General features: G+C 39.9%; 29 protein-coding genes. 23 read left to right on the top strand and 6 right to left on the bottom strand.

The window, feature by feature from the left end; genetic code table 11:
• Window positions 1–65 precede the first annotated feature (65 nt).
• The 3 genes from ACZ5B7_RS22730 to ACZ5B7_RS22720 form a co-directional block, all read right to left on the bottom strand.
• Window positions 66–395, bottom strand: coding sequence for a hypothetical protein (locus ACZ5B7_RS22730; protein ID WP_213144837.1), 330 nt, complete (start codon window positions 393–395; stop codon window positions 66–68).
• 95 nt (window positions 396–490) lie between these two features.
• Window positions 491–1,264, bottom strand: coding sequence for a DUF1189 domain-containing protein (locus ACZ5B7_RS22725; RefSeq protein ID WP_464491078.1), 774 nt, complete (start codon window positions 1,262–1,264; stop codon window positions 491–493).
• Between the two features lie 109 nt (window positions 1,265–1,373).
• The gene (locus ACZ5B7_RS22720; RefSeq protein ID WP_464491077.1) at window positions 1,374–2,069 is read right to left on the bottom strand and encodes a Crp/Fnr family transcriptional regulator; all 696 of its coding nucleotides are present in this window, start codon (window positions 2,067–2,069) and stop codon (window positions 1,374–1,376) included.
• A gap of 371 nt (window positions 2,070–2,440) precedes the next feature.
• On the opposite strand from ACZ5B7_RS22720, the gene ACZ5B7_RS22715 reads away from it, so the two are divergent.
• The 21 genes from ACZ5B7_RS22715 to ACZ5B7_RS22615 all read left to right on the top strand — a co-directional run bounded on the left by ACZ5B7_RS22715 (window position 2,441) and on the right by ACZ5B7_RS22615 (window position 21,911).
• Window positions 2,441–3,049, top strand: a complete 609-nt coding sequence (locus ACZ5B7_RS22715; RefSeq protein WP_423799104.1) for a superoxide dismutase — start codon at window positions 2,441–2,443, stop codon at window positions 3,047–3,049.
• A gap of 112 nt (window positions 3,050–3,161) precedes the next feature.
• The gene (locus ACZ5B7_RS22710; protein WP_423799103.1) at window positions 3,162–4,379 is read left to right on the top strand and encodes an MFS transporter; all 1,218 of its coding nucleotides are present in this window, start codon (window positions 3,162–3,164) and stop codon (window positions 4,377–4,379) included.
• Between the two features lie 173 nt (window positions 4,380–4,552).
• Window positions 4,553–6,643 carry a peptidoglycan D,D-transpeptidase FtsI family protein gene (locus ACZ5B7_RS22705; protein ID WP_464494551.1) on the top strand — a complete coding sequence of 697 codons (2,091 nt, stop codon included), beginning with the start codon at window positions 4,553–4,555 and terminating at the stop codon, window positions 6,641–6,643.
• A gap of 192 nt (window positions 6,644–6,835) precedes the next feature.
• A complete protein-coding gene (locus ACZ5B7_RS22700) occupies window positions 6,836–7,744 on the top strand; it encodes a phosphate ABC transporter substrate-binding protein (protein WP_464491076.1) in 909 nt (302 codons plus the stop codon).
• Window positions 7,745–7,838: 94 nt separating this feature from the next.
• Window positions 7,839–8,762 carry a phosphate ABC transporter permease subunit PstC gene (pstC, locus tag ACZ5B7_RS22695; RefSeq protein ID WP_464491075.1) on the top strand — a complete coding sequence of 308 codons (924 nt, stop codon included), beginning with the start codon at window positions 7,839–7,841 and terminating at the stop codon, window positions 8,760–8,762.
• A complete protein-coding gene (pstA, locus tag ACZ5B7_RS22690; protein ID WP_464491074.1) occupies window positions 8,759–9,646 on the top strand; it encodes a phosphate ABC transporter permease PstA in 888 nt (295 codons plus the stop codon). The genes pstC and pstA overlap by 4 nt, the downstream gene beginning before the upstream one ends.
• 38 nt (window positions 9,647–9,684) lie before the next feature.
• Complete coding sequence (gene pstB, locus ACZ5B7_RS22685; protein WP_423802662.1) at window positions 9,685–10,482, top strand: phosphate ABC transporter ATP-binding protein PstB; 798 nt, start codon at window positions 9,685–9,687, stop codon at window positions 10,480–10,482.
• Between the two features lie 13 nt (window positions 10,483–10,495).
• Window positions 10,496–11,269, top strand: coding sequence for a phosphate ABC transporter ATP-binding protein PstB (pstB, locus tag ACZ5B7_RS22680; protein ID WP_423799099.1), 774 nt, complete (start codon window positions 10,496–10,498; stop codon window positions 11,267–11,269).
• A 13-nt stretch (window positions 11,270–11,282) separates the two neighbouring features.
• Window positions 11,283–11,942 (top strand): phosphate signaling complex protein PhoU, encoded by a 660-nt coding sequence (gene phoU, locus ACZ5B7_RS22675; RefSeq protein ID WP_464491073.1) that lies wholly within the window; start codon window positions 11,283–11,285, stop codon window positions 11,940–11,942.
• 250 nt (window positions 11,943–12,192) lie between these two features.
• Window positions 12,193–12,879: a DUF4912 domain-containing protein gene (locus tag ACZ5B7_RS22670; protein ID WP_464491072.1), complete on the top strand. Its 687-nt coding sequence runs from the start codon at window positions 12,193–12,195 to the stop codon at window positions 12,877–12,879.
• A complete protein-coding gene (locus tag ACZ5B7_RS22665; RefSeq protein ID WP_464491071.1) occupies window positions 12,821–14,113 on the top strand; it encodes a glycosyltransferase family 4 protein in 1,293 nt (430 codons plus the stop codon). Before ACZ5B7_RS22670 ends, ACZ5B7_RS22665 begins: the two co-directional genes overlap by 59 nt.
• A 16-nt stretch (window positions 14,114–14,129) precedes the next feature.
• Entirely contained in the window at window positions 14,130–14,768 is a 639-nt protein-coding gene (locus ACZ5B7_RS22660; RefSeq protein ID WP_464491070.1) for a hypothetical protein, read from the top strand.
• Between the two features lie 54 nt (window positions 14,769–14,822).
• Complete coding sequence (gene rpmG, locus ACZ5B7_RS22655; RefSeq protein ID WP_082692947.1) at window positions 14,823–14,972, top strand: 50S ribosomal protein L33; 150 nt, start codon at window positions 14,823–14,825, stop codon at window positions 14,970–14,972.
• A gap of 63 nt (window positions 14,973–15,035) precedes the next feature.
• Window positions 15,036–15,602: a 5-formyltetrahydrofolate cyclo-ligase gene (locus tag ACZ5B7_RS22650; RefSeq protein ID WP_464491069.1), complete on the top strand. Its 567-nt coding sequence runs from the start codon at window positions 15,036–15,038 to the stop codon at window positions 15,600–15,602.
• Window positions 15,599–16,384 (top strand): DUF92 domain-containing protein, encoded by a 786-nt coding sequence (locus ACZ5B7_RS22645; RefSeq protein WP_464491068.1) that lies wholly within the window; start codon window positions 15,599–15,601, stop codon window positions 16,382–16,384. Before ACZ5B7_RS22650 ends, ACZ5B7_RS22645 begins: the two co-directional genes overlap by 4 nt.
• A gap of 27 nt (window positions 16,385–16,411) precedes the next feature.
• Window positions 16,412–17,368 carry an L-lactate dehydrogenase gene (locus ACZ5B7_RS22640; protein WP_464491067.1) on the top strand — a complete coding sequence of 319 codons (957 nt, stop codon included), beginning with the start codon at window positions 16,412–16,414 and terminating at the stop codon, window positions 17,366–17,368.
• Window positions 17,369–17,458: 90 nt separating this feature from the next.
• On the top strand, window positions 17,459–17,653 hold the full coding sequence (locus tag ACZ5B7_RS22635) for a hypothetical protein (RefSeq protein WP_213120176.1): 195 nt from the start codon (window positions 17,459–17,461) through the stop codon (window positions 17,651–17,653).
• A gap of 338 nt (window positions 17,654–17,991) precedes the next feature.
• Window positions 17,992–19,374 (top strand): rhomboid family intramembrane serine protease, encoded by a 1,383-nt coding sequence (locus ACZ5B7_RS22630; RefSeq protein WP_464491066.1) that lies wholly within the window; start codon window positions 17,992–17,994, stop codon window positions 19,372–19,374.
• A gap of 67 nt (window positions 19,375–19,441) precedes the next feature.
• A complete protein-coding gene (locus tag ACZ5B7_RS22625; RefSeq protein WP_423799090.1) occupies window positions 19,442–19,651 on the top strand; it encodes a YqgQ family protein in 210 nt (69 codons plus the stop codon).
• 9 nt (window positions 19,652–19,660) lie between these two features.
• On the top strand, window positions 19,661–20,629 hold the full coding sequence (locus ACZ5B7_RS22620) for an ROK family glucokinase (RefSeq protein ID WP_464491065.1): 969 nt from the start codon (window positions 19,661–19,663) through the stop codon (window positions 20,627–20,629).
• A 145-nt stretch (window positions 20,630–20,774) separates the two neighbouring features.
• Window positions 20,775–21,911: a YqgU-like beta propeller domain-containing protein gene (locus tag ACZ5B7_RS22615; protein WP_464491064.1), complete on the top strand. Its 1,137-nt coding sequence runs from the start codon at window positions 20,775–20,777 to the stop codon at window positions 21,909–21,911.
• Between the two features lie 31 nt (window positions 21,912–21,942).
• Here ACZ5B7_RS22615 and ACZ5B7_RS22610 read toward each other — a convergent pair whose 3' ends face one another.
• Window positions 21,943–22,119 carry a DUF2759 domain-containing protein gene (locus tag ACZ5B7_RS22610; RefSeq protein WP_423799087.1) on the bottom strand — a complete coding sequence of 59 codons (177 nt, stop codon included), beginning with the start codon at window positions 22,117–22,119 and terminating at the stop codon, window positions 21,943–21,945.
• Window positions 22,120–22,222: 103 nt separating this feature from the next.
• Window positions 22,223–22,699 carry a hypothetical protein gene (locus ACZ5B7_RS22605; protein WP_464491063.1) on the bottom strand — a complete coding sequence of 159 codons (477 nt, stop codon included), beginning with the start codon at window positions 22,697–22,699 and terminating at the stop codon, window positions 22,223–22,225.
• A 94-nt stretch (window positions 22,700–22,793) separates the two neighbouring features.
• Between ACZ5B7_RS22605 and ACZ5B7_RS22600 the strand changes: the two genes are divergently transcribed.
• Entirely contained in the window at window positions 22,794–23,429 is a 636-nt protein-coding gene (locus tag ACZ5B7_RS22600) for an MBL fold metallo-hydrolase (RefSeq protein ID WP_423799085.1), read from the top strand.
• A 186-nt stretch (window positions 23,430–23,615) separates the two neighbouring features.
• Window positions 23,616–24,713, top strand: a complete 1,098-nt coding sequence (locus ACZ5B7_RS22595; protein WP_464491062.1) for a class I SAM-dependent methyltransferase — start codon at window positions 23,616–23,618, stop codon at window positions 24,711–24,713.
• Between the two features lie 33 nt (window positions 24,714–24,746).
• On the opposite strand, the gene ACZ5B7_RS22590 is transcribed toward ACZ5B7_RS22595, so the two are convergent.
• Window positions 24,747–24,989: a DUF2626 domain-containing protein gene (locus ACZ5B7_RS22590; RefSeq protein ID WP_213120184.1), complete on the bottom strand. Its 243-nt coding sequence runs from the start codon at window positions 24,987–24,989 to the stop codon at window positions 24,747–24,749.
• Between the last annotated feature and the right edge of the window lie 19 nt (window positions 24,990–25,008).

Raw genomic sequence — 25,008 nt, 5'->3', positions numbered from 1 at the left:
AAAACAATTCACCTTTTATTGTATCAGCCTGCATCTAATTTTGACAAGAATAAGGATTATCCTCATTAGTTTGAGTAATCCGGAAAATGATATGTAGAACCGATTTGGATTTTTTCTGGTGACTTTCCTGGATTTAATGCCTGAAAGTCTTCTATTAACTCAGAAATAGATACAGGAAGAGATTTTCCTAATTGGTGCTCGACGATGGAAATAACAGTTTGACCTGGTTTTACCTTTTCTGTAAAAGAAGGGATGCTGGTACTAGGTTTAGCGGTTTGATTAACATTTGCCTCTACCTGAATGTTTGCGGTAGAAGGCAAAGTGCCGACAGTTAAGTCGAAATAAATCACATATATGACTAAAATGGCAATTAGAACACCAAACAATTTTTTCATTGGACAAGCCTCCAAACAAAAGTTTCTACAAACCTATGCTTGTCCACCTTTAAATAGAACTCATAAATGAAAAAAGCATCCGTTGAATGGATGCTTTAACTACTTTTTTTCGGTTTTGGGATTTCATTTATCGCCAAATATAAAACAATGATAACGACAAACCAATTGATCCAAAAGCTGTTTGGTACGGCTGTTTTCAGTGCAGCCATTATCGTAAAAAATAATGTCGGCAATGTTTCACTGTATGCGGCCATTCTCCATAAATGGCGATAGGTAAGCTTTCTTCCGGCAAGATTTTTTAACACAAGTCCGATTAAAGCAAGAACAGAAACTTCAATGAAACTAGCGGCACTTGAAAACAAATAGATGAATAAGGAGACAATCGGGATAATAATGCCCTTTAGTCCACTAATCGAGTTAATAAAGTCAACGAGATCATTCTTTGAAAGTTTCAGCCCTTCCATCATGGAATAGGGGTATGTATCGCTTTGGCCACCGGCTGTCATAACAAACTCATCTTTTAACAGGGCGAACGTATTTCCTTGATCGGCTGCATCTTGACTAGAAACGGCGCCGGTAGGGTCCAAAATAATCGTAAAATTATCCTTATTAATCGTTACAGGGACCTTAGTATCTGCCTCTAATTGTCCATTCTTTATCGTAAAATCAGGAGCCTCCTTTTTCAGAAAGGTTTCGGCAGAATCCAATCCGGTTGTTAAAGCTGTACTGAAATAAACAATCGACGGAAGGACGGAAATAAAAGTCAATAAGAAAACAAAAAGAATTGTTTTTCCGATACCTTGGAAACGAAATAAGGCTATGTCCTTCGGCGAGTAGATACTTTTAAATAATTGCTTGAAAATATTCATAATAACCACCTCATATAGATTCACCATTCTATTGTAGCTTTTGAAGCTATGATAGACAAGAACAAGGTAGTTAACACTTTAAATAGAACCGCCATAGAGGCAAATTCAATCAGTTTAAGCCGCAAATTTCCGCAGAACAGTTTTGGCAATCCACGGTTTGCTTGAGGTAGTTGAGATTTCTTATCGTAAATTTTTGATTGTCATAGGAGATAATGTTTTGCTCTCGTAATTCCTTGAGGGCGCGCTGAATCACTTCCCTAGTGCCAAAAGTCAAATTGGCCAATTCTTGGTGAGTCAAGAGTATATCTATCAGGATTCCATCGGGTGTCATGACTCCATACGAATTACATAGACGGATAAGGATTGAGTATAGCCCGCCTTTTTTACCGTTCATGATTAAATCCTGGCATTTCATCTGCACCTTCAAATAGCTTGTTGATAGCCATGTGGCAAGTGCTTGCATGGCTTCCGGATCCGTTAACACGAAATTTTCAAATTCCTCCCGTTTGATGGCAATCACTTCACAATCCGTCAAAGTTTTGGCATAGAACTGATAGCGGGGATTTGTTTTAAAAAGCTGGTATTCAATTATTAATTCTTGGTCATTAACGATTTTTAAAATAAATTCCTTTCCTCTAACGTGCATTCGCCCTAAGGCAATACCGCCATTTAGGAGCAGGTATATAAATTCGGCCGGATCTTTCTCATGGAACAGCACACTACCTGCTGTTATCTTTTGTACCGGCTCAGTCTTTTTGAAAAAATAATGTACTATTTCATAAATAGAAAGGCTGTTTTTCTGCATGTCCTGCCACTCCTTAAAACCATGTATATGATGATTAAAAGGAATAAAATCCATCTAGTCAATACGTTAGTTTACAAAATGTGTAAATAAAAATAACTGCTATGACATAAATCGTTGACAGCATGCCGATTGCATGATTCATGACAATTTTTCGAAAAGTGGATAGGTGTGAAATGCTAATGTGAAAAAAACTGCATAAAACGCTGAAAAGTGGATATTTTATATATGGTGGTTTAAGCAAATTATTTGATACTTGCCACTCAACTTTGGTAATCTAAAGTCACAAAGCTTTGGAAATATTTTAAAATTCTTTGCGATGAATTTTAGTGTGCCAAGGCCTTTAAAAAATAGTACATAGGGAGGAATTTTTCATGGCATTTGAATTACCAAAATTACCTTACGCGGAAGATGCACTTGAGCCGCATATCGACAAGGAAACTATGAACATTCACCACACAAGACATCACAACACTTATGTGACTAACCTAAACAACGCTTTAGCAGGCAACGAAGAATTGCTTTCTAAGTCAGTTGAAGAAGTTATCTCAAACTTGGATGCTGTTCCAGAAGCAGCACGCACTGCTGTTCGTAACAACGGCGGCGGTCATGCGAACCACTCTTTATTCTGGCAAATTCTTTCTCCAAATGGCGGCGGTGCTCCAAGTGGAGAACTTGCTGATGCGATTAACAGCAAATTCGGCAGCTTCGAAGCGTTCAAAGAAGAATTCGCAAAAGCAGCAACTACTCGCTTTGGCTCTGGCTGGGCATGGCTATCCGTTAATAACGGCGAATTAGAAGTATCCAGCACACCAAACCAAGACTCTCCATTGATGGAAGGCAAAACTCCAATCCTTGGCCTAGATGTTTGGGAGCATGCTTACTACTTAAAATTCCAAAACAAGCGTCCAGACTACATCGCTTCATTCTGGAACGTAGTAAACTGGGACGAAGTTTCCAAGCGTTACAGCGCAGCAAAATAATTAATATTTATAAAAAAGGCAGCTCTTTGCAGCTGTCTTTTTTCATGCCCAAATTTGAATAATAACCTGCCGCTTGTTAAAGACTACCTTTTAAGACAAAGGGGAGTTTTTTATGGCAAAAAAATTTAAGTTTTTAGGGGATGTTGAATTAACAAAGGATTTAACCCTTTTACTGATGATTGGCGGCTTATATTCCTTAAGCGTTGCCTTATCCAACACATTCGTAAATATTTATTTATGGAAGCAAACTGGCCAATACTCTGATCTCGCCTTGTATAACCTTTCCATCGTCGTTTTGCAGCCACTCACATTTATCTTGGCAGGCCGATGGGCAAAGAAAATTGACCGCGTGATTGTTCTCCGAATAGGAGTTACTTTTTTAGCGTTCTTCTATTTGGCCGTCTTACTAACCGGGACTAAGGCTGCCACTTATTTGCTGCTCTTAGGGGGACTGTTAGGAGTAGGGTACGGTTTTTATTGGCTAGCCTACAATGTGCTGACGTTTGAAATCACCGAACCGGAAACAAGAGATTTTTTCAATGGTTTTTTGGGAATATTATCTTCCTTAGGCGGGATGATTGGTCCGATCGCAGCAGGGGTGATTATTACCCGATTCGAAAAGTTTACCGGCTATACGATTGTTTTTGGCTTGTCGTTAGGATTATTTGCCCTTGCGGTGTTGTTAAGCTTTTCTTTGAAACCTAGACCAGCGAAGGGGAGATATTGCTTCAAACGAATATTGGAAGAAAGAAAACAAAATGAAAATTGGCGTCTTATCACGAACGCCCATTTTTTTCAGGGGCTCCGAGAAGGGACGTTTTTATTTGTCATTTCTGTCTTTGTGTATATTTCAACAGGCAGTGAAATGGCTTTGGGGACCTTTGGACTGCTAAATTCGGGAATCTCGTTTGTAGCCTATTTTCTTGCTTCTAGGCTGATTAAAAAAAGTTATCGGAAAAAGGCCATACTCATTGGCGGACTTATGCTTTATGCCGCAGTCATTCTGATAGCCTGGGAAGTAAACTACGCAAAGCTGTTAATTTATGCTGCTATGATCGCGATTGCCTATCCGCTTTTGCTCGTTCCGTATATGTCAACAACGTATGATGTGATTGGATCGGGTTGGAAGGCAGCGGAAATGCGGATTGAATATATTGTAGTGAGGGAAATTTTCTTAAATGTTGGCCGTATTGTTTCCGTCCTTGCTTTCCTCGCAGCAGTCACCTTATTTAATGAAGAAAAAAGCATCCCATATTTATTATTGATTTTGGGTGCTGGGCATACATTGATTTATCTATTTATCAAAAGGGTCCGACTGCCTGCTGTATAAAGCGAATGAGTGAAGATTTGCTCATCGCTTTTTTATTTTGAAAAAATGGTAAGTCTTCTCCATAGAAAAAAACTACACTTTCTTATACAATTAATTAGGTTATTGACTTAGGGAGGTGCGTTTTGACCTTGAAGAAGAAAAAGAAGAAGCCGGCGGTTCCTTTTCGCTTAAACATGCTTTTCTTTGTCGTCTTTTTGCTTTTTTCCATCCTTGTTTTACGGCTTGGAGAATTACAAATTGTATTCGGAGAAGATTTTAAAAGGGAAATTGAACGAACAGACAATATTACGGTCTCAAATCCCGTGCCTAGAGGGAAAATGTATGACCGAAACGGGAACGTTATTGTAGATAATTCACCGCTAAATGCGATTACGTATACTAAATATCAAAATACAACACCGCAGGAAATGCTGGAAACAGCTAAAAAATTAGCAAAATTAATTACTATGGACACCTCAAAGGTCCGTGAACGTGATAAAAAGGATTTTTGGATCCTAATTCATCCGGACAAGGCAAAAGAAAAAATCACCGATAAAGAATGGACCGAATTTAAAAATAAAAAGCTGGATGATAAAAACATTTATAAACTACAGCTTAAGAGAATTACGGACGAAGATTTGAACAGTCTGACCTCGGATGAGGTAGAAACGCTGGCTATTTATCGGGAATTCAACAGCGGTTACGCTTTAACGCCGCAAATCGTCAAAAATAAAGATGTAACCCCAGAGGAATTTGCTGCTGTCAGCGAAAACCTGGAAAATCTCCCAGGGATTGATACCACCACAGATTGGGCCAGAAACTATGTTTTTGGAGATACCCTAAAATCTATTTTAGGGGATGTATCATCATCTGATTCGGGGCTGCCAAAGGAACAATTGGACAAGTATCTTGCCAAAGATTACAGCCGAAACGATCGGGTCGGAAAGAGTTATCTGGAATTAAAATACGAAGATGTCCTTCGCGGTGAGAAGGCTAAAGTAAAAAATACAACCGATAAGTCAGGTAAAATTTTATCTTCCGAGGTCATATCGGAAGGCAATCGAGGAAAAGATCTTGTCTTAACCATTGATATGGACCTTCAAGCACAAGTAGATAAAATTATTGAAGAAGAGATTTGGAACGCGAAAAAGAGCCCGAATACTGGACTTATGGATAGGGCCTTTGCCGTTATGATGAACCCAAAAACGGGTGAAATCCTAGCATTGTCAGGTAAACAGCTGGTAAAGAATAAGGAAACAGGCAAACTGGAAATGCGGGATTATGCCCAAGGGACGTTTACAAGCTCATACAACATGGGGTCAGCTGTTAAAGGTGCGACCATTTTAACAGGCTATCAAACTGGTGCCATAAGACCGGGATCTGTCCTTCGGGATGAACCTCTAGTCATTAAAGGAACACCTGTTAAAAAATCTTGGAAAACCTTCGGCGACATTAACGATTTACGGGCGCTTCAGGTCTCCTCGAACGTGTACATGTGGAAAACTGTGATTGCCATGGCTGGCGGCCGTTATGTTCCAAATGGACCGCTTGTATTGGATACGGACAAAGGCTTTAACACCATGCGGAAATCCTTTAACCAGTTTGGACTTGGAATTCGTACAGGTATTGACCTTCCCAATGAAATGAGCGGTTTTCCAGGCTCTGATAAACGGTCAGGTCTGCTTCTTGACTTTGCCATCGGCCAGTACGATACGTATACACCTATTCAACTTGCGCAATACATTTCGACCATCGCAAACGGGGGCTACCGGATTCAGCCGCATGTTGTGAAGGAAATTCGTGAACCAGAATTGGATAACAATGAATTGGGTCCGATTGTGGAGGAAATTCAGCCGAAGGTATTAAATCGTGTTGAAATGAAGGATGAATGGATTAAACGCGTCCAAGAAGGATTCCGAATGGTTATGCAGGTTGGCGACGGTACCGGTACCGGTTTCTGGAGAAGTAAGCCATATAATCCGGCGGGCAAAACCGGTACAGCGGAAGCTTTTTATGATGGCTCTGATAAATCGAAACGTGGAACCGAAGTTTGGAACCTAAGTCTTGTCAGCTTTGCGCCGTACGATAATCCTGAAGTGGCCATTGCTGTAGTGGTGCCATGGGCTTATGAAGGAAACAGCGGTCCAAGTATTAACCATCTAATTGGCACAAGGGCTATGGATGCTTATTTTAACTTGAAAAATGCCCGCCAAAGCGGAACAGCAGTTGCCGGGCAGGATAACACAGCGGCAAACAACCAAAGCGCTGAACAACCACAACATTAATTAAAGTGACACCTGTCTCAAGGATGATGAGGCAGGTGTTTTTTTTTGCCAGATTGCTAGATTACGATTTACAAAAACTAAACATTCATTTACATAACCTTTACAAAACATTAAAACTCTATTTACAGTCATCCTTTATTCTTATGTTTGTAAGGCAGAACAAACAGCCAAACTCTTAGGGGGAATTAGTAAATGAAAAGTTTAAAAAACATTAGCCTAATGATGTTAATTGCGGCATTCATGATTATAGCAGCAGCATGTGGAAGTGATTCTTCTTCAGATAAAGATAGTGGTGGAGCAAAAGACTCTGGGGAACTATCAGGCTCAATTTCTATTTCAGGATCGTCAGCCATGCAACCGCTAATTGCTGCAGCTGCTGAAGAATTTATGGCTGAAAATCCTAAGGTTGATATACAAGTAAATGCCGGCGGCTCTGGGACAGGCTTATCACAGGTTGCTGAAGGATCAGTACAAATCGGTAACTCAGACGTTTTCGCTGAAGAAAAAGAAGGTATTCCTGCTGACAAACTTGTTGACCACAAAGTGGCAGTGGTGGGGATGACAGCTGCTGTTAACCCTAAAGTAGGAATTAATGATATTAAAAAAGAAGATCTAATCAAAGTATTTACTGGAAAAATTACAAACTGGAAAGAGCTTGGCGGTAAAGACCAAAAGATTGTTCTTGTAAACCGTCCTGATTCATCCGGAACTCGTGCAGTATTCAATCACTTTGCTCTTGATGGTGCGACACCTGCTGAAGGAATTACTGAGGATTCTTCTAACACGGTTAAAAAGATTATTAACGAAACTGAAGGTGCAATTGGATACCTTGCATTCTCTTACTTCACTGATGATTCTGTAACGCCGCTTTCGATTGATGGTGTAAAACCGACTGCAGAAAATGTACAATCCGGAAAATTCCCGGTCTGGGCATACCAGCACTCTTATACTAAAGGTGAAGCAGAAGGTTTAACAAAAGCGTTCTTAGATTATTTAATGTCAGATGATATTCAAAACACTCTTTTAAAGGAACAAGGATATCTACCTGTTACAAAAATGAAAGTAGAACGTGATGCTGAGGGAAATCAAAAAAATATCTAATAGAAACATCTAGAATGAACTGTTGAAAAATAAAAGAGGGTAAATGCAGAGCGTTTACCCTATTATGACGTATTCAAGAGGAGTTTGGTTTAATATGGAGAAACTTCTTCCCGCAAAAGATAGATTGCTAAAATCAAAGAAAAGCAGTCTTGATGGGGAATTCAGAGGGAAATTAATTGTCATTTTGTGTGCCGTTATCATGATATCGGCTACAATTGCGATTACGATCTTCCTCGGAACAAAAGGAATGCAATCATTTACGAAGAACGGGATCAGCATCATCGAGTTTTTAACAAGTACTAACTGGAATCCTACAGATAAAGCAAGCCCGATGTATGGAGTTCTTCCGTTTATTTTCGGATCCTTTGCTGTTACCTTTCTTGCCGCACTTATTGCCGCGCCACTAGGAATTGGCGGAGCGATTTTTATGACAGAAATTGCTCCTTCTTGGGGAAGAAAAATTCTTCAGCCGATTGTGGAACTATTAGTAGGTATTCCATCAGTTGTGTATGGATTTATTGGTTTAACCGTGTTAGTTCCGTTTATCAGAGAAAATGTCGGCGGGCTTGGATTTAGTTTACTATCCGGGATGATTGTCCTTGCCGTCATGATCTTACCGACGATTACAACGATTGCAACGGATGCAATGAGTTCACTTCCGAATCATCTTCGGGAAGGATCTTATGCCTTAGGTGCAACAAGATGGCAGACGATTCGAAAAGTGTTGGTGCCGGCTGCAATGCCTTCTTTGCTTACAGCCATCATTCTTGGTATGGCGAGAGCATTTGGTGAAGCATTGGCAGTTCAGATGGTCATCGGAAACGTGAGAAATTTGCCATCAAGCATTTTGGATGCATCAGCAACATTAACGACCATTATTACATTAAATATGGGGCATACCACTTATGGCAGCGTGGAGAATAACACGCTTTGGTCAATGGGTCTTATTTTATTGATTATGTCGTTTGCCTTCATTCTCCTCATTCGTTATCTGTCATCAAGGAGGAAGTTACGATGAATAGTAAAGCAGCCGATCGAATTGCAACAGGGGTCTTCGTAGCCATTGCCATCACGATCGTAACGATTCTCGCAGGATTGTTTTTCTATATTTTCGTCAATGGATTTAAACATATTTCGCTTGAATTTTTAACATCTCCTTCAAGTAATGTCCGGGCTGGAGGAGGGATTCGCGACCAATTATTTAATTCATTTTATATTTTGTTCATCACGATGCTGATTACCGTTCCGATTGGAATTGGCGGCGGCGTCTATATGGCTGAGTATGCGAAACCGGGTAAAGTAACCGACTTAATCCGGACCTGTATTGAAGTGTTATCGTCATTGCCTTCCATAGTTATTGGTATGTTTGGATTATTGATTTTTGTCAACACAACCGGTTGGGGTTACACCATTTTAGGCGGAGCATTGGCTCTTACAATCTTTAACCTTCCAACAATGGTACGTACAACCGAGGATGCCATCCGGGCAGTACCTCGCGATTTAAAAGAGGCCAGCCTTGCTTTGGGAGTTACCCATTGGCATACGATTAAAACGGTTATTTTACCAGCGGCATTTCCGTCAATCTTAACTGGCGCCATCCTAGCTGCAGGCAGGGTATTTGGTGAAGCGGCCGCATTATTATTCACTGCTGGTCTTTCAACACCAAGACTGGATTATACAAACTGGAATCCACTTTCTGAACAATCACCGTTGAATATTTTCCGCCCTGCCGAGACATTGGCGGTTCATATATGGTCAGTAAATACACAAGGATTAATTCCTGATGTCGATGAAGTTGCCAGCGGTTCTTCTGCTGTCCTCGTTCTTTCAGTCTTGATCTTTAACCTATTGGCACGCTGGATCGGAAGTTTGATTCACAAACGGGCAACAGCTACTAAATAAAGAGGTGGAGTCGTATGTTGACAGCGATAAAGGAGAGAATGAATGTGGAATTACCTTTTCAAACAACAAGTGAATTCCAGCCTGAAACCATTTTAGCTGTGAAGAATTTAGAAATTTTTTATGGAGAAAAACGAGCGGTAAATGGGATTTCTTTGGATATTGAGAAAAATTCTGTGACTGCCCTAATCGGTCCGTCAGGCTGCGGAAAATCAACGTTTCTAAGGAGTATCAACCGCATGAATGACTTGATCCCCGGGGCAAGAGCAGTAGGGGAGATTATCTATGAAGATCTCAATATTTTATCTGAAGATATCAATGTAGTCGCTTTAAGAAAGGAAATTGGCATGGTGTTTCAAAAGCCAAACCCCTTTCCAAAATCTATTTATGAAAATATTACCCATGGCTTAAAATTTGCTGGGATTAAGAAGAAAAGCAAACTTGATGAAATTGTCGAAGAGAGTTTACGAAAAGCGGCTCTATGGGATGAAGTGAAGGATAGACTTCATAAATCAGCCCTCTCGCTTTCTGGCGGGCAGCAGCAGCGCCTTTGCATTGCCAGAACGATTGCCATGAAACCGACCGTCATCCTGCTTGATGAGCCATCTTCAGCACTTGACCCAATCTCGAATGCCAAGGTTGAAGACCTAATTGTTGATTTAAAGAAGGAATACTCAATTATTATTGTTACTCATAATATGCAACAGGCTTCCCGGATTTCGGACAAAACGGCTTTCTTCTTAAGCGGTGATTTAATTGAATATGACAGCACGGAAACAATCTTTACTAATCCATCAGTTAAAAAGACAGAAGAATACATTTCCGGCCGATTCGGATAAGGGGGGAAATCTCATGTCCACACAGACATTAACAAGAGATATTTTCGATGTAAAAGATCTTAATTTATGGTACGGTGAGCACCATGCCTTAAAAGGCATCAACTTTCCCATCCAGAAAAAAGAAGTAACAGCGATGATTGGTCCTTCGGGCTGCGGGAAATCAACTTTTCTAAAGACGCTTAACCTGATGAATAAAATGATACCGAATGTAAAAATAACCGGAGAAGTGAACTTTGACGGTGGAAATATTTTAAATCCAAAAACCGACTTAGTGGAGCTGCGTAAACACGTTGGCATGGTCTTTCAAAAGGGGAATCCGTTTCCGCAATCCATTTATGATAATGTTGCATATGGTCCTAGAATTCATGGAATAAAGAAAAAAACACATCTTGATGAAATTATCACGAAGGCATTAATCGATGTGGCTTTATGGGACGAAGTGAAGGATCGTTTGCATGCCCCTGCGCTTGGTCTGTCAGGCGGACAGCAGCAGCGTCTTTGCATTGCTAGGGCTCTTGCAACTAAGCCGGATGTGTTATTAATGGACGAACCAACCTCGGCGCTAGACCCGATTTCAACCTTAAAAATCGAGGAGTTAATCCTTGAATTAAAAGAAAAGTATACCATTGTCATCGTCACTCACAATATGCAGCAGGCTGCTCGTGTTTCAGACAAAACGGCCTTCTTTCTTATGGGGGAATTAATTGAGGTAGATTTGACACCAAACATTTTTTCAATGCCAAAAGATTCAAGAACGGAAGACTATATCACTGGACGATTCGGATAATGGGGTGAAAAGGATGAATACAAGGTCTAATTTTGATAACAATTTAAAACATTTAAAAGAAATGCTGCTTAAAATGGCCGAGAAATCGGAACAGGCAATTAAAGACGCTATGCTTGCTTTACTAAATCAAGATCTTGAATTAGCAAACTGTGTCATAAACGGTGATAATGCCATTGATGACTTGGAACAGGAAATACATGAAAAAGCATTAATGTTGATTGCTACAGAATCACCGGTAGCCAGGGACTTAAGAAGAATTAATGTCGCATTGAAGGTATCATCCGAGGTTGAGCGGATGGGGGATATGGCTGTCAATATTGCTAAGTCAGTCGTCCATATTGGGGAGGAAAAATATATTAAAGAAATTGTTGATATCCCGCAGATGATGGAAGCTGCCTTGGAAATGGTGACTGATTCCATAACCGCATTTTATACCGAGGATATCACGATTGCTCAAAAATGTGCGGAAAAAGACGATGCAGTCGACAACATGTTTGGGAACCTAGTCCATGAGCTGATGACCTATATCCCACAAAATCCAAACTCGATGAACCAAATTATCCAATTGTCCTTTATTTGCCGGTTCATTGAAAGAATTGCCGACCACTCAACGAATATTGCGGAAAATGTAATTTACCAAGAAACTGGGAAACGGCTGAATTTAAATAAATAATATGATGAAGGATGGGGCTTTAGGCCACATCCTATTTTGTTTCGTTGTCGATTTTTAATTGAAATTCGCATAATTTATTAGTTAATAAAAATTTCCCGGCGTCAAACACGCTTTGCATATGGCTTAGGCAAAATACGACAAATTGCGTTCATTGTCTGACTCTCTTTCTGGTGTTACGATTAAATAAACACTGATAGGAATAAATTGTTACTTAATGCATATATTGTTTGTTTGCAGAATGGAGGAAACCATGATTAACGAAATTATCGAATTAAGAAGGAAGGGGCTTTCCTTTCGTAAGATTGCCGTAGAACTTAATACTACCGTTGGGAAAGTCCAATACAGCTGGAATAAATGGATGGAAAGCGAGAACCAAGATAATAATGAAAGTCTCCATGTTCAAAAGAACATGAACCAGGAAAAATCTTCGGTTACATCTACTCCACAAACCTTTGTTCCTCTTAAGGGTGAACTTACAGCCAAGCTTGTTACACCCCAAAAAATGTTTCTTTATTGGGATTTTTCAGAAACCCCCAAAAAAATCGTTCGTTTATATTTCAATCAACCTTTTGAGGAGTTAGTTACTGTATTAAGGGTTTACGATGTGAAGGATATCATTTTTAATGGAAAAAATGCACACCATTATTATGAAATTACTGTTCCTTATCAGAACGGGTATTGGTTTGTTAAAGGATTAACAGGAAATAGAAGCTTTATAGCGGAGCTGGGTGTGCTTTTGCCGGAAACAGGATTTTTCCCTCTATACAGGTCCAATTGTATTCAAACACCAGCGGCTGAGATACCAAGTGGGAATGAATTGCATCAGGATTTACTGCAATTCAAACGGTATGAAGACCGCCCTCCAAAGTGGCGAAACCATGTCAGTACGTATAGTTATTATGAAGAATCAACTAAATTGGAGAATAAAAATGCCTAACATGCTTGTCCCTGAGGCTGACTTGAAGCAAAGTCGATTATCTGGAAAAAAGGTAAACTTGCTGATGCTTTGCTGGGAGTATCCGCCGAATGTCGTTGGGGGCTTAGCAAGACATGTATACGGATTATCGGTTCATTTGGCCAAAATGGGTTACGAGGTTCATGTCATCACTGCCGGAGACAGTAAGCTTCCTGACCATGAAATCGCAAACCAAGTAAACATACACCGTGTTTTTCCCATCAATGAACTGGACGAAAACTTTCTGTCATGGATTGGCGGACTTAATTTAACAATGGCTTTTCGGGCGGAAAAATTGGCAGAAGAAATCTCTTTTGACTTAATCCATGCCCATGATTGGCTTGTGGGTGCCGCCGCCATTACTTTGAAAGAGTTACTGGACATTCCGCTTTTAACGACCATTCATGCAACGGAGCATGGCCGGAATAATGGGATTTTTACAGGTATCCAAAGATTTATCCATGAAAAAGAAGAGCAATTAATGAGGGAATCAAATCAGCTTATTGTCTGCAGCAGCTACATGAAGGAGCATCTTGCTGGCGTTTTTCAGACTGATGATAAAAAAGTAATCGTCATACCAAACGGGGTTGATGAGCCGAGTTCAAATATGGGTGCCGGAGAGGTAATTCCTTGCTTGCAAGAAAAAAAATATATTTTTTCAATTGGCAGAATCGTAAAGGAAAAAGGGTTTGAAACAATTATTGAAGCAGCGGCAATTGCCAAGGTAAAGGGTTTGGATTACTTTTTTGTTATTGCCGGAAAGGGGCCTATGCTCGAGACTTACCGCCTGCAAGTTCTGGAAAGGCAATTGGCCGGCCAGATTGCTTTTGTCGGCTATATTACAGATGAACAGAGAAATGCGTTAATTGACAAGTGTTCAATGGCTGTTATTCCTAGTTTGTACGAGCCCTTTGGAATTGTTGCTTTGGAAACAATGGCACTTGGAAAACCAACTATTCTGTCCAATACGGGTGGCATGAAAGGGATCATCAAGCATTTGCAATCGGGCCTGTTGATGAATCCAGGGGATGCGGAAAGCATGCTTGACCAGATCGGCTATCTCGCGGAAAATCCAGCCATTGCCGAGGAAATCGGCTCTAAAGGCAAGGAAATTGTAAAAAGCTTATATGGCTGGAGCCGAATTGCTTCGGAGACTGGCAAAGTCATGGGAGATATGGCTCTACAGAAAAAGGTAAACGAAACTATGAAAAAATAATAAGGTGAAAGGTGCAGTGATGAAGGAATTAATCGAGTCCCAAAAAAGTAAACAGAACACGATCCGCCATGGTTTAATGGAGCAGCTGCAAATAGTTCTCGGCATCTGGGTAAATGGAAAATGCTACTTTCTGCATAATAGTGCCGAAAAGGTCATCTATGAAGAAGGCTTAATTCTAAGAATTAAACCGGAGCAGGTCCATTCTAAAATTCGCTTCTTCAGCGTTTATATTAGCAATCATAGCAATGTCAAGAAGGACATTAAAGTCATTGTCATGCATCATTTTTCTAATGTCAACACAGACAGCCTTACGTTTATTTCACCAGCAGAAAACAAAATTTTTCACGCCCATGACCATAAGGTATTTCTCGTCAATGGGAATTTTAATGGGGCGGGATTAAGTGAGTATACAACCATTCCGCTTTGGAGTGCGTATACCGACCAAATTTGGAGTTCATTGGAGAATGGGGCCTTAAGATACCAGCCGATGGCAAAAGGGCCGGCAGCGAGCATTTATACCGTTAAAATGTCCCTTGGTTCTCGGGAAACTCAGAAAATGAATGCCTGGGCGATTTCCGGGTCGAGTAAAAAGGAATTATTCTTAATGGAGCAAGCACTTTTAAAAAACCCACTAGCATTTCCAAACGAAAAATGATATTATAGAAAAGTCGTATGAACGAACAGCTTAATCGTTTGGAGGGAAATAGACATGCGTGTAAATATTACGTTAGCTTGCACTGAGTGTGGAGACCGTAACTATATTTCAAACAAAAATAAACGCAACAACCCAGATCGTCTTGAGCTTAAGAAATATTGCCCAAGAGAAAAGCGTACAACTGTACACCGCGAAACAAAATAAGCAACAGGGCTTCCTGTTGCTTTTTTTGTTGCCTAAAAACAAAAAACATGGGGGTGCTCTAAAATGCACGATAAAAATTCCATTCGTCAACAAATGAAAGAATCACTGTCAAAGCTCACAAAACCTATTTATGAGGATTACTCTTATAAAATTGCCAGCAGGCTTTATCAAATGGAAGATTGGGAGCAAGCGCAAGTGATTGGCATTACCATCTCTAGGGCACCTGAAGTCGATACATATCAAATTATTAGAAAAGCATGGGAATCAGGCAAGCAAGTTGTTGTTCCAAAATGTTACCCAAAGGAAAAAAGGTTATCTTTTCGAAGCTTAACTGAGTTTTCTCAATTAGAATCCGTTTTCTATGGGTTGCTTGAGCCAAATGTAGAACAAACTACAGAAGTCAGTCCAGATAAAATTGACCTTCTCATCGTACCCGGGCTTGCCTACACTCGTTCGGGGTTTCGCTTGGGCTTTGGCGGCGGATACTACGACCGGTTTTTATCAGGGTACTTTGGGAACACCCTATCCCTTGCTTTCCAAGAGCAGTTGATTCCTGAATTTCCTGTTGAACCATATGATATCCCAGTAGCAAAAATTGTTACAACAAATGAGGTTATCAAAACTGTATGATTGTACCAATCCTTATCATTGTTATCCTCCTTGCAGGAGGTTTAGCTGGTTACCGGGAGAAATCGCTGACAGCCTCAGGTGCTATTGCAGCTGTTTTTGTCGGTCTTGCCATTTATGCTGGATTTGGAATTAAGGGGCTTGTTATATTAGGCGTGTTTTTTGTTTCCTCAAGTTTCTGGTCAAAATATAAAAGTTATGCCAAAAGGGAATTGGAAGAGAAATTAGCAAAAGGGTCTACAAGGGATTGGCGCCAGGTAATCGCCAATGGCGGCATGGCTGCATTATTTAGTATCTGCTATTATTTTCATCAAGGAGAAAGCTGGGTAATTGGCTTTATTGTTTCATTGGCTAGTTCCAATTCTGATACCTGGGCTTCGGAGATTGGCAGTTTAAGCAGGAAAGAGCCGATTTTTATTCGGACATTTAAGCGAGTAGAAAAGGGCACCTCCGGGGCAGTCAGTCTGCTTGGCAGTATGGCAGCACTACTAGGGTCACTGATTATCGCATTGGTTAGTTTTTGGTTATTCCAGTTAACTCTCGTTAATGTAATGTTGGTATTTTTATTTGGCTATATTGGGAATGTCATTGATACATTATTTGGCGCATTTTATCAACAGGCTTATGTTTGCAAGCAATGTGGAATCGAGACAGAAAAAAGAAACCATTGCGGTCTGCCGACTTCCCGCATTAAGGGCATTTCTCTGGTGGATAATGATATGGTTAATTTTCTATCCGGTTTGTTGGCAGCGGCCTTAGCAATATTTGTCGCTCCAATGCTTTAATAATATTTTGTTAATGGGGGATTTAGTTTGTTGAATCGTGTGAACAGGGTGGTCGTAATCGGAGCAGGGTTTGTGGGTTCAAGCTACGCCTTTGCTCTGTTAAATCAAGGTATTACTGAAGAACTTGTTTTAATTGATTTAAATAAAGAAAAAGCCGAAGGAGATGCGATGGATTTAAATCACGGTCTCCCTTTTGCGCCGTCCCATACAAAGATCTGGTACGGGGACTATTCCAAATGTGGTGAAGCGGACATCGTAGTTATTACAGCCGGTGCTAACCAAAAGCCAGGTGAAACCCGCCTTGATCTGGTTGAAAAAAACACGAAAATTTTTAAAGGTATCGTTGAAGAAATAATGGCCAGCGGATTTAATGGGATTTTTCTCGTTGCTACTAATCCGGTAGACATCCTTACTTATGCTGTTTGGAAATTTTCCGGATTTCCAAAAGAACGTGTAATTGGTTCAGGGACTATTCTAGATACGGCCCGGTTCCGTTTCTTGCTTGGTGATTATTTCGATATTGATACGCGTAATGTTCATGCTTATATTATTGGTGAACACGGGGATACTGAACTTCCCGTATGGAGTAATGCTGATATTGCCGGTACAGCTATCTCTAAATGGGCAGAAAGCAAGGACGGGTTCCGGCAGGAAGAACTTGATCAGATTTTTATGAATGTACGTGATGCCGCCTATCATATCATCGAGAAAAAAGGTGCCACTTATTACGGAATTGCTATGGGACTTGTGCGATTAACAAAGGCAATCTTACAAAATGAAAATTCTGTTCTGACGGTTTCAGCTTATCTCGATGGAGAATATGGACAAAAAGATCTGTATATTGGCGTTCCGGCCGTCGTGAACAGGGATGGTGTAAGAGAAATTGTAGAGCTTGAATTAAGTGAAGAGGAACAACAGAAATTTACTCATTCTGTCGATGTACTAAAGAAGACAATGAATTCCGTATTTCCTGCTGGTAAATAATTTTTCTTATTCGGGTAAATTTTTATTTTTTCTGGAAAGTTTGGATAATTTTTCAGTCAGAATCACAAAATAATGGCAGGAGGGATAAAAATGTCTCGAATGCTGACTTCTATTTTAATGATTGGTTCGCTTGGTTATTTTGCTTATAGGTTTAGATACCGTATTATCAACACACTCCTTTCTTCCGGTTGGTTGAGAAGAATTGCGGTTAGCTCAATGATGAGTCTGCCCGGAATAAAACGAAGAATGATGCAATCGGTATTTGGAGGACCATCTGAATGGTGAAAACCACAGATGGTTTTTTATTTTTGACAAAAAATCAACATCTCAGGTTTTTAGAGCCTATTAAACGGTAAAGCCTTTAGTTTCGTTTATAATGAAAGAAACGCGGCAAAAATGAATACAAATATTTATAAAATAATTGTTATGAAAGAAAGCAGGGGAGAGCCATTAATCGAGAGAAATATATTTTTTGGAGGCTTGTCTTTTCTTTTATTTCTGAACAAGACTATCGAATTATTCAATTATTTGAGAACCAAAAGGAAATATGGCTGGAAAAATTAGAAAACAAAAAAGCCCCAATCATTAGAGTTCATCTTGAAAATCTTGATTGGAGCAATGTTATGCAAAGAGATATCGAGTTTGCGGCAGCCAATGGAGAAAAAATACGCAAGCAGTTAGGGCGCCCTCAACTGGATATCGCTAATATTTATATCAGTGAATTCCCACCTGTCGATGAGTATGAATTTAGGCTGAGGAATCCCTACCTTTTTCCTGAAGGAAGTAAAACATCCGTCAGTTCTTTTCTATTAACGAAGGGAGAATGGGAAACAGGCCTGAAGGATCTTGCAGAACGGCTGCAAAAAGACATCCATTTTGATATCCAAAATGATTATTCGGAAAATGAAGTGGAAGAGCTGAAAAGATTAACCTTGGGGACGGCAGTAAATAAGGTAAAAAGGGAAAAGGCTGTCCTTACTTATAGCAAGCCTTTCTTTACTTATGTGTTTATCGTGATTCAGCTGGCCGTTTTTGTATGGCTGGAATTAAATGGGGGAAGCACAAATACTTCGACATTAATCAAATATGGGGCCAAGGTTAATCAGCTAATATATGAAGGAGAATACTGGAGGTTCATAACACCTGTTTTTCTTCATATCGGTTTTTTGCATTTGGCGATGAATACCTTGGCATTATATTTTTTGGGCACGGCTGTCGAACAAATCTTCGGCAGATTCCGTTTTTTCCTTATTTATTTATTTGCTGGTGTAGCTGGCGTCATCGCGAGTCTTTTGTTTAGTACGCATTTATCTGCTGGAGCAAGCGGGGCCATCTTTGGGTGTTTCGGAGCTTTGCTTTATTTTGGCATGATGAACCCAAAATTATTTTTTCGAACGATGGGGCTAAATGTAATTGTCGTTCTCGCTATCAATCTTGTATTTGGATTTTCAGCATCTGGCATCGATAATGCCGGCCATTTAGGCGGTTTGGCCGGAGGATTTCTGGCTGCCGGTGTGGTCAATCTCCCGAAGAAATCAAAGCTTTCGCTTCAGCTCATCTTTTTAATCATGAGTGCAGGTATTGTTTGGGGCTCCTTAAACTATGGATTTAGTGCTGCAGGGCAAAAACAGGATGAAGATTCGCAAATCCTGCTGGCGCAGGAGTATATCAAACAAAACAATTACGATAAGGCATACAGTGTTTTAAAAAGTTTTGAGGATCGGTCAAAGTCCGAAACAGAAAAAACCTATTTTCTTTTATCCTACGTTGAAATAAAAAAGCAAATGCTTACGGACGCCAAACTCCATTTGCAGAAAGCTATTCGGCTTGATCCGAAATTTCATCAAGCTTACTTTAATTTGGCGTTAATAAATCTCGAGGAAAATGATCTAAATGCGGCAAAACTCAATGCTGAAAAAGCAGTCAAGTTAAACCCGAACCAAAAAGAATATACAAATTTGGTTGATGAAATTAATCAACAGATAAAAACATCAGGCAGTGAATAGATTTGCCTTGAGGACAATTTTGGCATAGGTTATACTTTTTGTTGACTAGGAATGAGGGAGACCCACGATGAAAACGGTTTATGAAATTCAACAATTTCTAAAAAGGTTTGGAACCATCATTTATATTGGCGACAGGGTAGCAGACCTTGAGCTGATGGAGGCTGAACTGAAAGAGCTGTATCAGTCTCAGCTTATGGAGCCTAAAGAATATCAAACGGCCCTGTTAATCTTAAGACATGAAATCCAATTTTTAAAAGAAAAAGGACAAAAGAAATAGGTGAGAATATTGTCAGAAAAATGGATAGCGGGAGTTGACCTAGGGGGGACAACGACGAAAATAGCTTTTATCACATTGGATGGGGAAATTATTGATAAATGGGAAATCCCAACCGATAATTCTGATGAGGGCCAGTATATTACGAGTAATATTGCGAAATCGATAGAAGAAAAACTGCTTGAGCTTAATCAGTCGAAAAATATACTGGCAGGGGTTGGAATGGGTGCTCCAGGCCCTGTCGATTATGAAACAGGTGTGATCTTAAATACAGTTAACCTGGGCTGGAAGGATAATTTTCCGCTAAAGGATAGTCTGGAGAAAGCAACATCACTTCCTGCTGTTGTTGAGAATGACGCAAACTGCGCTGCCTTGGGAGAAATGTGGAAGGGTGCCGGCAGTGGTGCGAAGAATCTGGTTTGTGTCACGCTGGGGACTGGAGTAGGCGGCGGTGTGATTTCAAACGGAAACATTGTTCAGGGAGTAAACGGAGCCGCGGGGGAAATTGGTCATATCACTGCTACTCCGTTCGGAGGGGCACCTTGTAATTGTGGAAAAACGGGCTGCCTTGAGACTGTTGCTTCAGCAACAGGAATTGTGCGGCAGGCGCTTGCAGAAATTCAGAAGGATGGAGTTAAAGGTCCGTTAGCGGATGTTTATGCAAAAAATGGGAAGATAACTGCAAAGGATGTTTTTGATACAGCAAGAACGGGTGATGAACTGGCGCTTACTATCCTTCAGGAGGTTGCCTTTCATCTAGGGCTTGCTTTAGCCAATATTGCTAATCTGCTAAATCCTGAGAAAATCGTTTTGGGCGGTGGTGTATCCAAAGCAGGTGAGATTCTGTTAGAGCCTGTAATCGAGAATTTTAGGCGGTTTGCTTTTACACCTGTCAGAAACTCCACCAAACTGGCAATTGCGAATTTAGGAAATGACGCTGGAGTGCTAGGAGCAGCCTGGCTTATTAGAAATAAATTGTAAATAATTAGGATGCTTTTAATTTTTGAAAAAAGCCGAATTTTCTGCGGCTTTTTTCCTGTTTTTGTAATAAAGTTAATATTATTGAAACAAAATAGGCTGTTTTTTCGTACTAAATATGGAGAGGAAATTGGAGGGGAGGGGAAAAGTGATTCAAATAAAGGAAAGTGCTCTAAAAGGTTTAGCCATAACCATGTTTTTAATCGTTTTAGCCCTCCTGCTCGGTGCGTGTGCAGACCATAAGCAGATAAAGTCTAAAGGCTCAGCTGGGACAGAAAAGCCGAAGGCATCAAATACAGAGAATAGTGATGAGCAGGTCATCCCCATTTCCATTCCGGATGGTGAATTTTATAAAAGCTTTGGCTGGCTGACAGATGAGGAAATAGTTTATATCACCAATGTCGGACAATCTTCTAATGTATATCGTTATCATCTCTTGACGGGGAAGAGCGAGTTAATCTACAAAAGTGAATTTCCGATTGTCACCGCGCAAATTAGTCCTTCCAAAAGTTTTATTTTAATTCATTCTTCGCCATCTTCCTACGAGGGTTTAGTAACAATAATCGATACGAAGGGAAATGAAAAACTTAAGCAGTCGTTTCCATCCTACGAGTTATCCTTTGAGTGGAATCCGTATGATAACTCAAAAGTGCTTGTATCAACTTTCAGTGAAGATTGGGATTTTAACGTTTTCCTATTGGATTTTAAGTCTGGTGAGACAAAGGAATTGTCACTCCCGCAGCCATTTAATAAATGGATGAGTGCAAATGAACTTGCTTTTCTAGATTGGGATCAAGAACATCCTTCTTTATTTGCTCCGCTGATTAAGAAGGGGTTAAATAATGGGATGGAAAAAACATTATTTCCAACTGTTTTACAATTTTCAACATTTAAAGATCTTATTGTCAAGATTGAGATAAATGACCAAAACCAATTAGCGCGTTATTCTTTCTTGGATAAAGATTTGCAGGAAATCTATTCTTTTTCAAACCCACTGCTGACGAAATATTCTGATTGGCTCGTCCCTTATTTTGATTATAACGAGAAGGAGAAGGAATTTATTACTTTAAATGCAGTAAAAGATGGGGAAGCTGATGTGTACACAGAAGGTTTTAATCTTGTTGCTTATGATTTGAGGAAAGACAGCAGCCAAAAAATTTTAACCGGCCTTAAAAATGCTCCAATAATGATTTCACCATCAGGAAAAACGATTCTATATGGAGAGCGGTTTGAAAAAATCATTGATTTGAATACCAAGAAAATTTTCGACTTGGTCAAGGAATAATCATAAAAAAGACTGCCAAGGGCAGTCTTTTTTAGTGGCTTCCTGTAGGGTAACCTGAGTTGATAAGAGTCATAACGGTGAACCAGCCGAAAACTAGAAAGGAAGCGATTCCCCAAAATGCACCTAATAAATTTTTTTTCTTTAGTGAACGAAATCCACCGAATGCTGCTAAAATGGTTACTAACGCGAAAATGATGACCAATCCCATGAATAATCCCCCTTTTCCAATAAAATTAGGTAGTTACCTGCATGATTAGAAAATTATGTAACAATATTATATACATTCGCTTCTTATTTTATATTTTTTTCTTTCATTTGTCGATAGTAAATGAAAGAACAGTTTTATATGCCTTAGCAATATTCTGAATCAGTTCTTTATTATGTGTCTCTGAAAAAAATAAAGCTGTCTCATTATGGATGGTTTCAAACACCAAATGCTCTTCTACCTGATATTTGGCCATCTGAATATCATTTGGGTTTCCTGCGGTAAACGAGAAATAAAGTAAATCTGCTTTAAACAAACAATAGCAATCGTCTAATAACTGAATGCCAAAATCCTCGAAATACGGTCCTGCTATTCCGTTATTAGTAAGAATGACTTGATGCAGTTCCTCAAACAATTCTGCCGCCGTTAAAATTTCTTTTGCATAATCCGCATCATCGGCACGTAGATAAATAAACATGTTATCTTTTTGGAAGGCTATGTTTGTCTCCTTTAATATTAACTCTTTAATCTCAGGCAGAAATTCTATTTCTCCCTTAGCTTCAACCGCAAAGGCCGATTTCATTCTCATTCCCCCTTGTATTTCATTCATTTCTTTCTCCAAGACATGAATATAGTGTAAAATAATTCTAATGCAAATCCAAATTGGAGGTAAAGTAATGAAGTGGCAGCAAATTCCCTTAGGGAGCATTCAAACAAATTGTTACATTGTTGAAAACAAAGATAAAACATGCTTAATTGTCGACCCTGGCGGTGATGGAAAAAAGCTGTTGAATCTTTTAAACACAAGAGGATTAAAGCCGCTGGCCGTGCTATTGACACATGCGCATTTTGATCATATTGGGGCAGTTGAAGACGTCCGAAACGCTTATCAAATCCCGGTTTATATTCATAAACAAGAAGAAAAGTGGTTAGGGGATCCAGCTCTAAATGGATCACAGTTTTTCCCGTTAATTGAACCTATTAAAGCCAATGCGGCTGATCATCTAATCAAGGATGAAGGGGAAATGAACATCGGTGAATTTACATTCCACGTTTATCATACTCCTGGGCACTCACCGGGAAGTGTGTCTTATTATTTTGCAAAGGAAGGGTTTGTGATTTCTGGTGATGCCTTATTTCAAGGCAGTATTGGACGTACTGACCTTCAAGGGGGAAATCATACCCAGCTTTTAAAAAGCATCCATGATAAGCTGTTAACATTACCAGAAGAAACGTATGTATTGTCAGGTCACGGAGCCGTTACCACCATCGCAGACGAAATGGACAGCAACCCTTTTTTAAATGGATTTTAATAAGAAAAGCGGTGCGAGCCTGGAGCAGGAGCACGTGAATAAATAGAAAGACCCTTTTCCATTTAGGAAAGGGTCTTTCGGGGGATGTTCTATTCATATAATGGGAGGGGATATTGTTAAGCTACTAACTTTACAATATACCAAAGTTAACACCGTGTCAATAGTGTTAATTCAAAAGGAGAAAATATGATTTCGTACATAAAGAGCTTTATTCAACACTCACCTAACCAATTGATTACCTATGCAGATTATATAAGTGCTGCCCTTTACCATCCGGAATATGGGTACTACATGCGAGACCAGCAGAAAATCGGGCGGCAGGGTGATTTTATTACAACCAGCAATATTTCAGATATATATGGCAGGCTGGCGGCAAAATGGTTTGCTTATGTTTGCGAAAAAACGGGACTTCCTAATGCCTTTTGCGAAATTGGCGCAGGAAACGGACGCTTTGCCCATGCCTTTTTACAGGAGTGGCAGGAATCCATAAAAAGACCTTTACAATATGTCATTGTCGAAACAAGCCCCTACCATCGGAGACTGCAACAAAATTTATTAGATCAATATCCTTCAGTTATTCAGGTAGAGGATATAACGGCTATAAAGGACTTCGAAGGAATGATTTTTTCAAATGAGCTTTTCGATGCCCTCCCTGTTCATGTCATTGAAAAAATAAATGGTGAATTGCTTGAGGTTATGATAGGCATTCAAAACGAAGGATTTGTTGAGCAAAGGGTTCCATTGACTAATCCAGCTATTTTGCAATTTTTGCAGGAAAGCGGGCTGGAATTAAAAGAGAAGCAGCGGATTGAAGTGCCTTTAGCGATGAAGGAGATGTTAGGTTCCATCGCGCCTGCCATCAAAAAGGGGCTGATTGTAACGGCTGATTATGGCTATACGAACGAGGAATGGATGCATCCAGCAAGGTCGACCGGAAGTCTGAGAGGATTTTTTCAGCATCGAATGTATGATAATATTTTAGAAAATCCTGGAGCGATGGATGTCACCACGCATATCCATTTCGACTACCTGATTGAAAGAGGGAGACAGTTAGCGTTAGAATTTGTCACCATGCTGCGTCAGGATGAGTTTCTGTTGAAGGCAGGAATTCTTCAGGAGCTTGAGAACCATTATGACCCTAATCCATTTTCTGAGGTCAGCAAAAGAAATCGGGCCATCCGCAGTTTAATTATGCCGGGTGGGATGAGTTCTTATTTTCATATTGTTATTCAGGAAAAAGGAATGGTAACGCGGGATATAAATTTATTTCAAAATCAAAAATAAAAACGCCGTATCGAAACGGCGTTTTTATTTTTCTTAGTGGCCTCCACCAAGCGGCATCATGAACGTAGTCCAATATGTAAAGCCAGCAAAGAAAATAGTTAGATATGCTCCGAACACATACATATACATACGTTCAGACAATTTAAGATAACTAAGTAGAACGAAGAATCCTGTTTGGGCTAGGAAAAGCAATGCTGTTTTGTTTAAATCGCCAAGATATAACATCACAGTAAAAATGCCCGTCCAGAAACCACATACTCTGAACATGCGGTCCATATGTATCCCCTCCTTTTAC

Source organism: Neobacillus sp. S1115, from assembly GCF_055385565.1.
The sequence above is the reverse complement of the archived record's forward strand: the minus strand, read 5'-3'. Positions and strand labels throughout refer to the sequence as shown.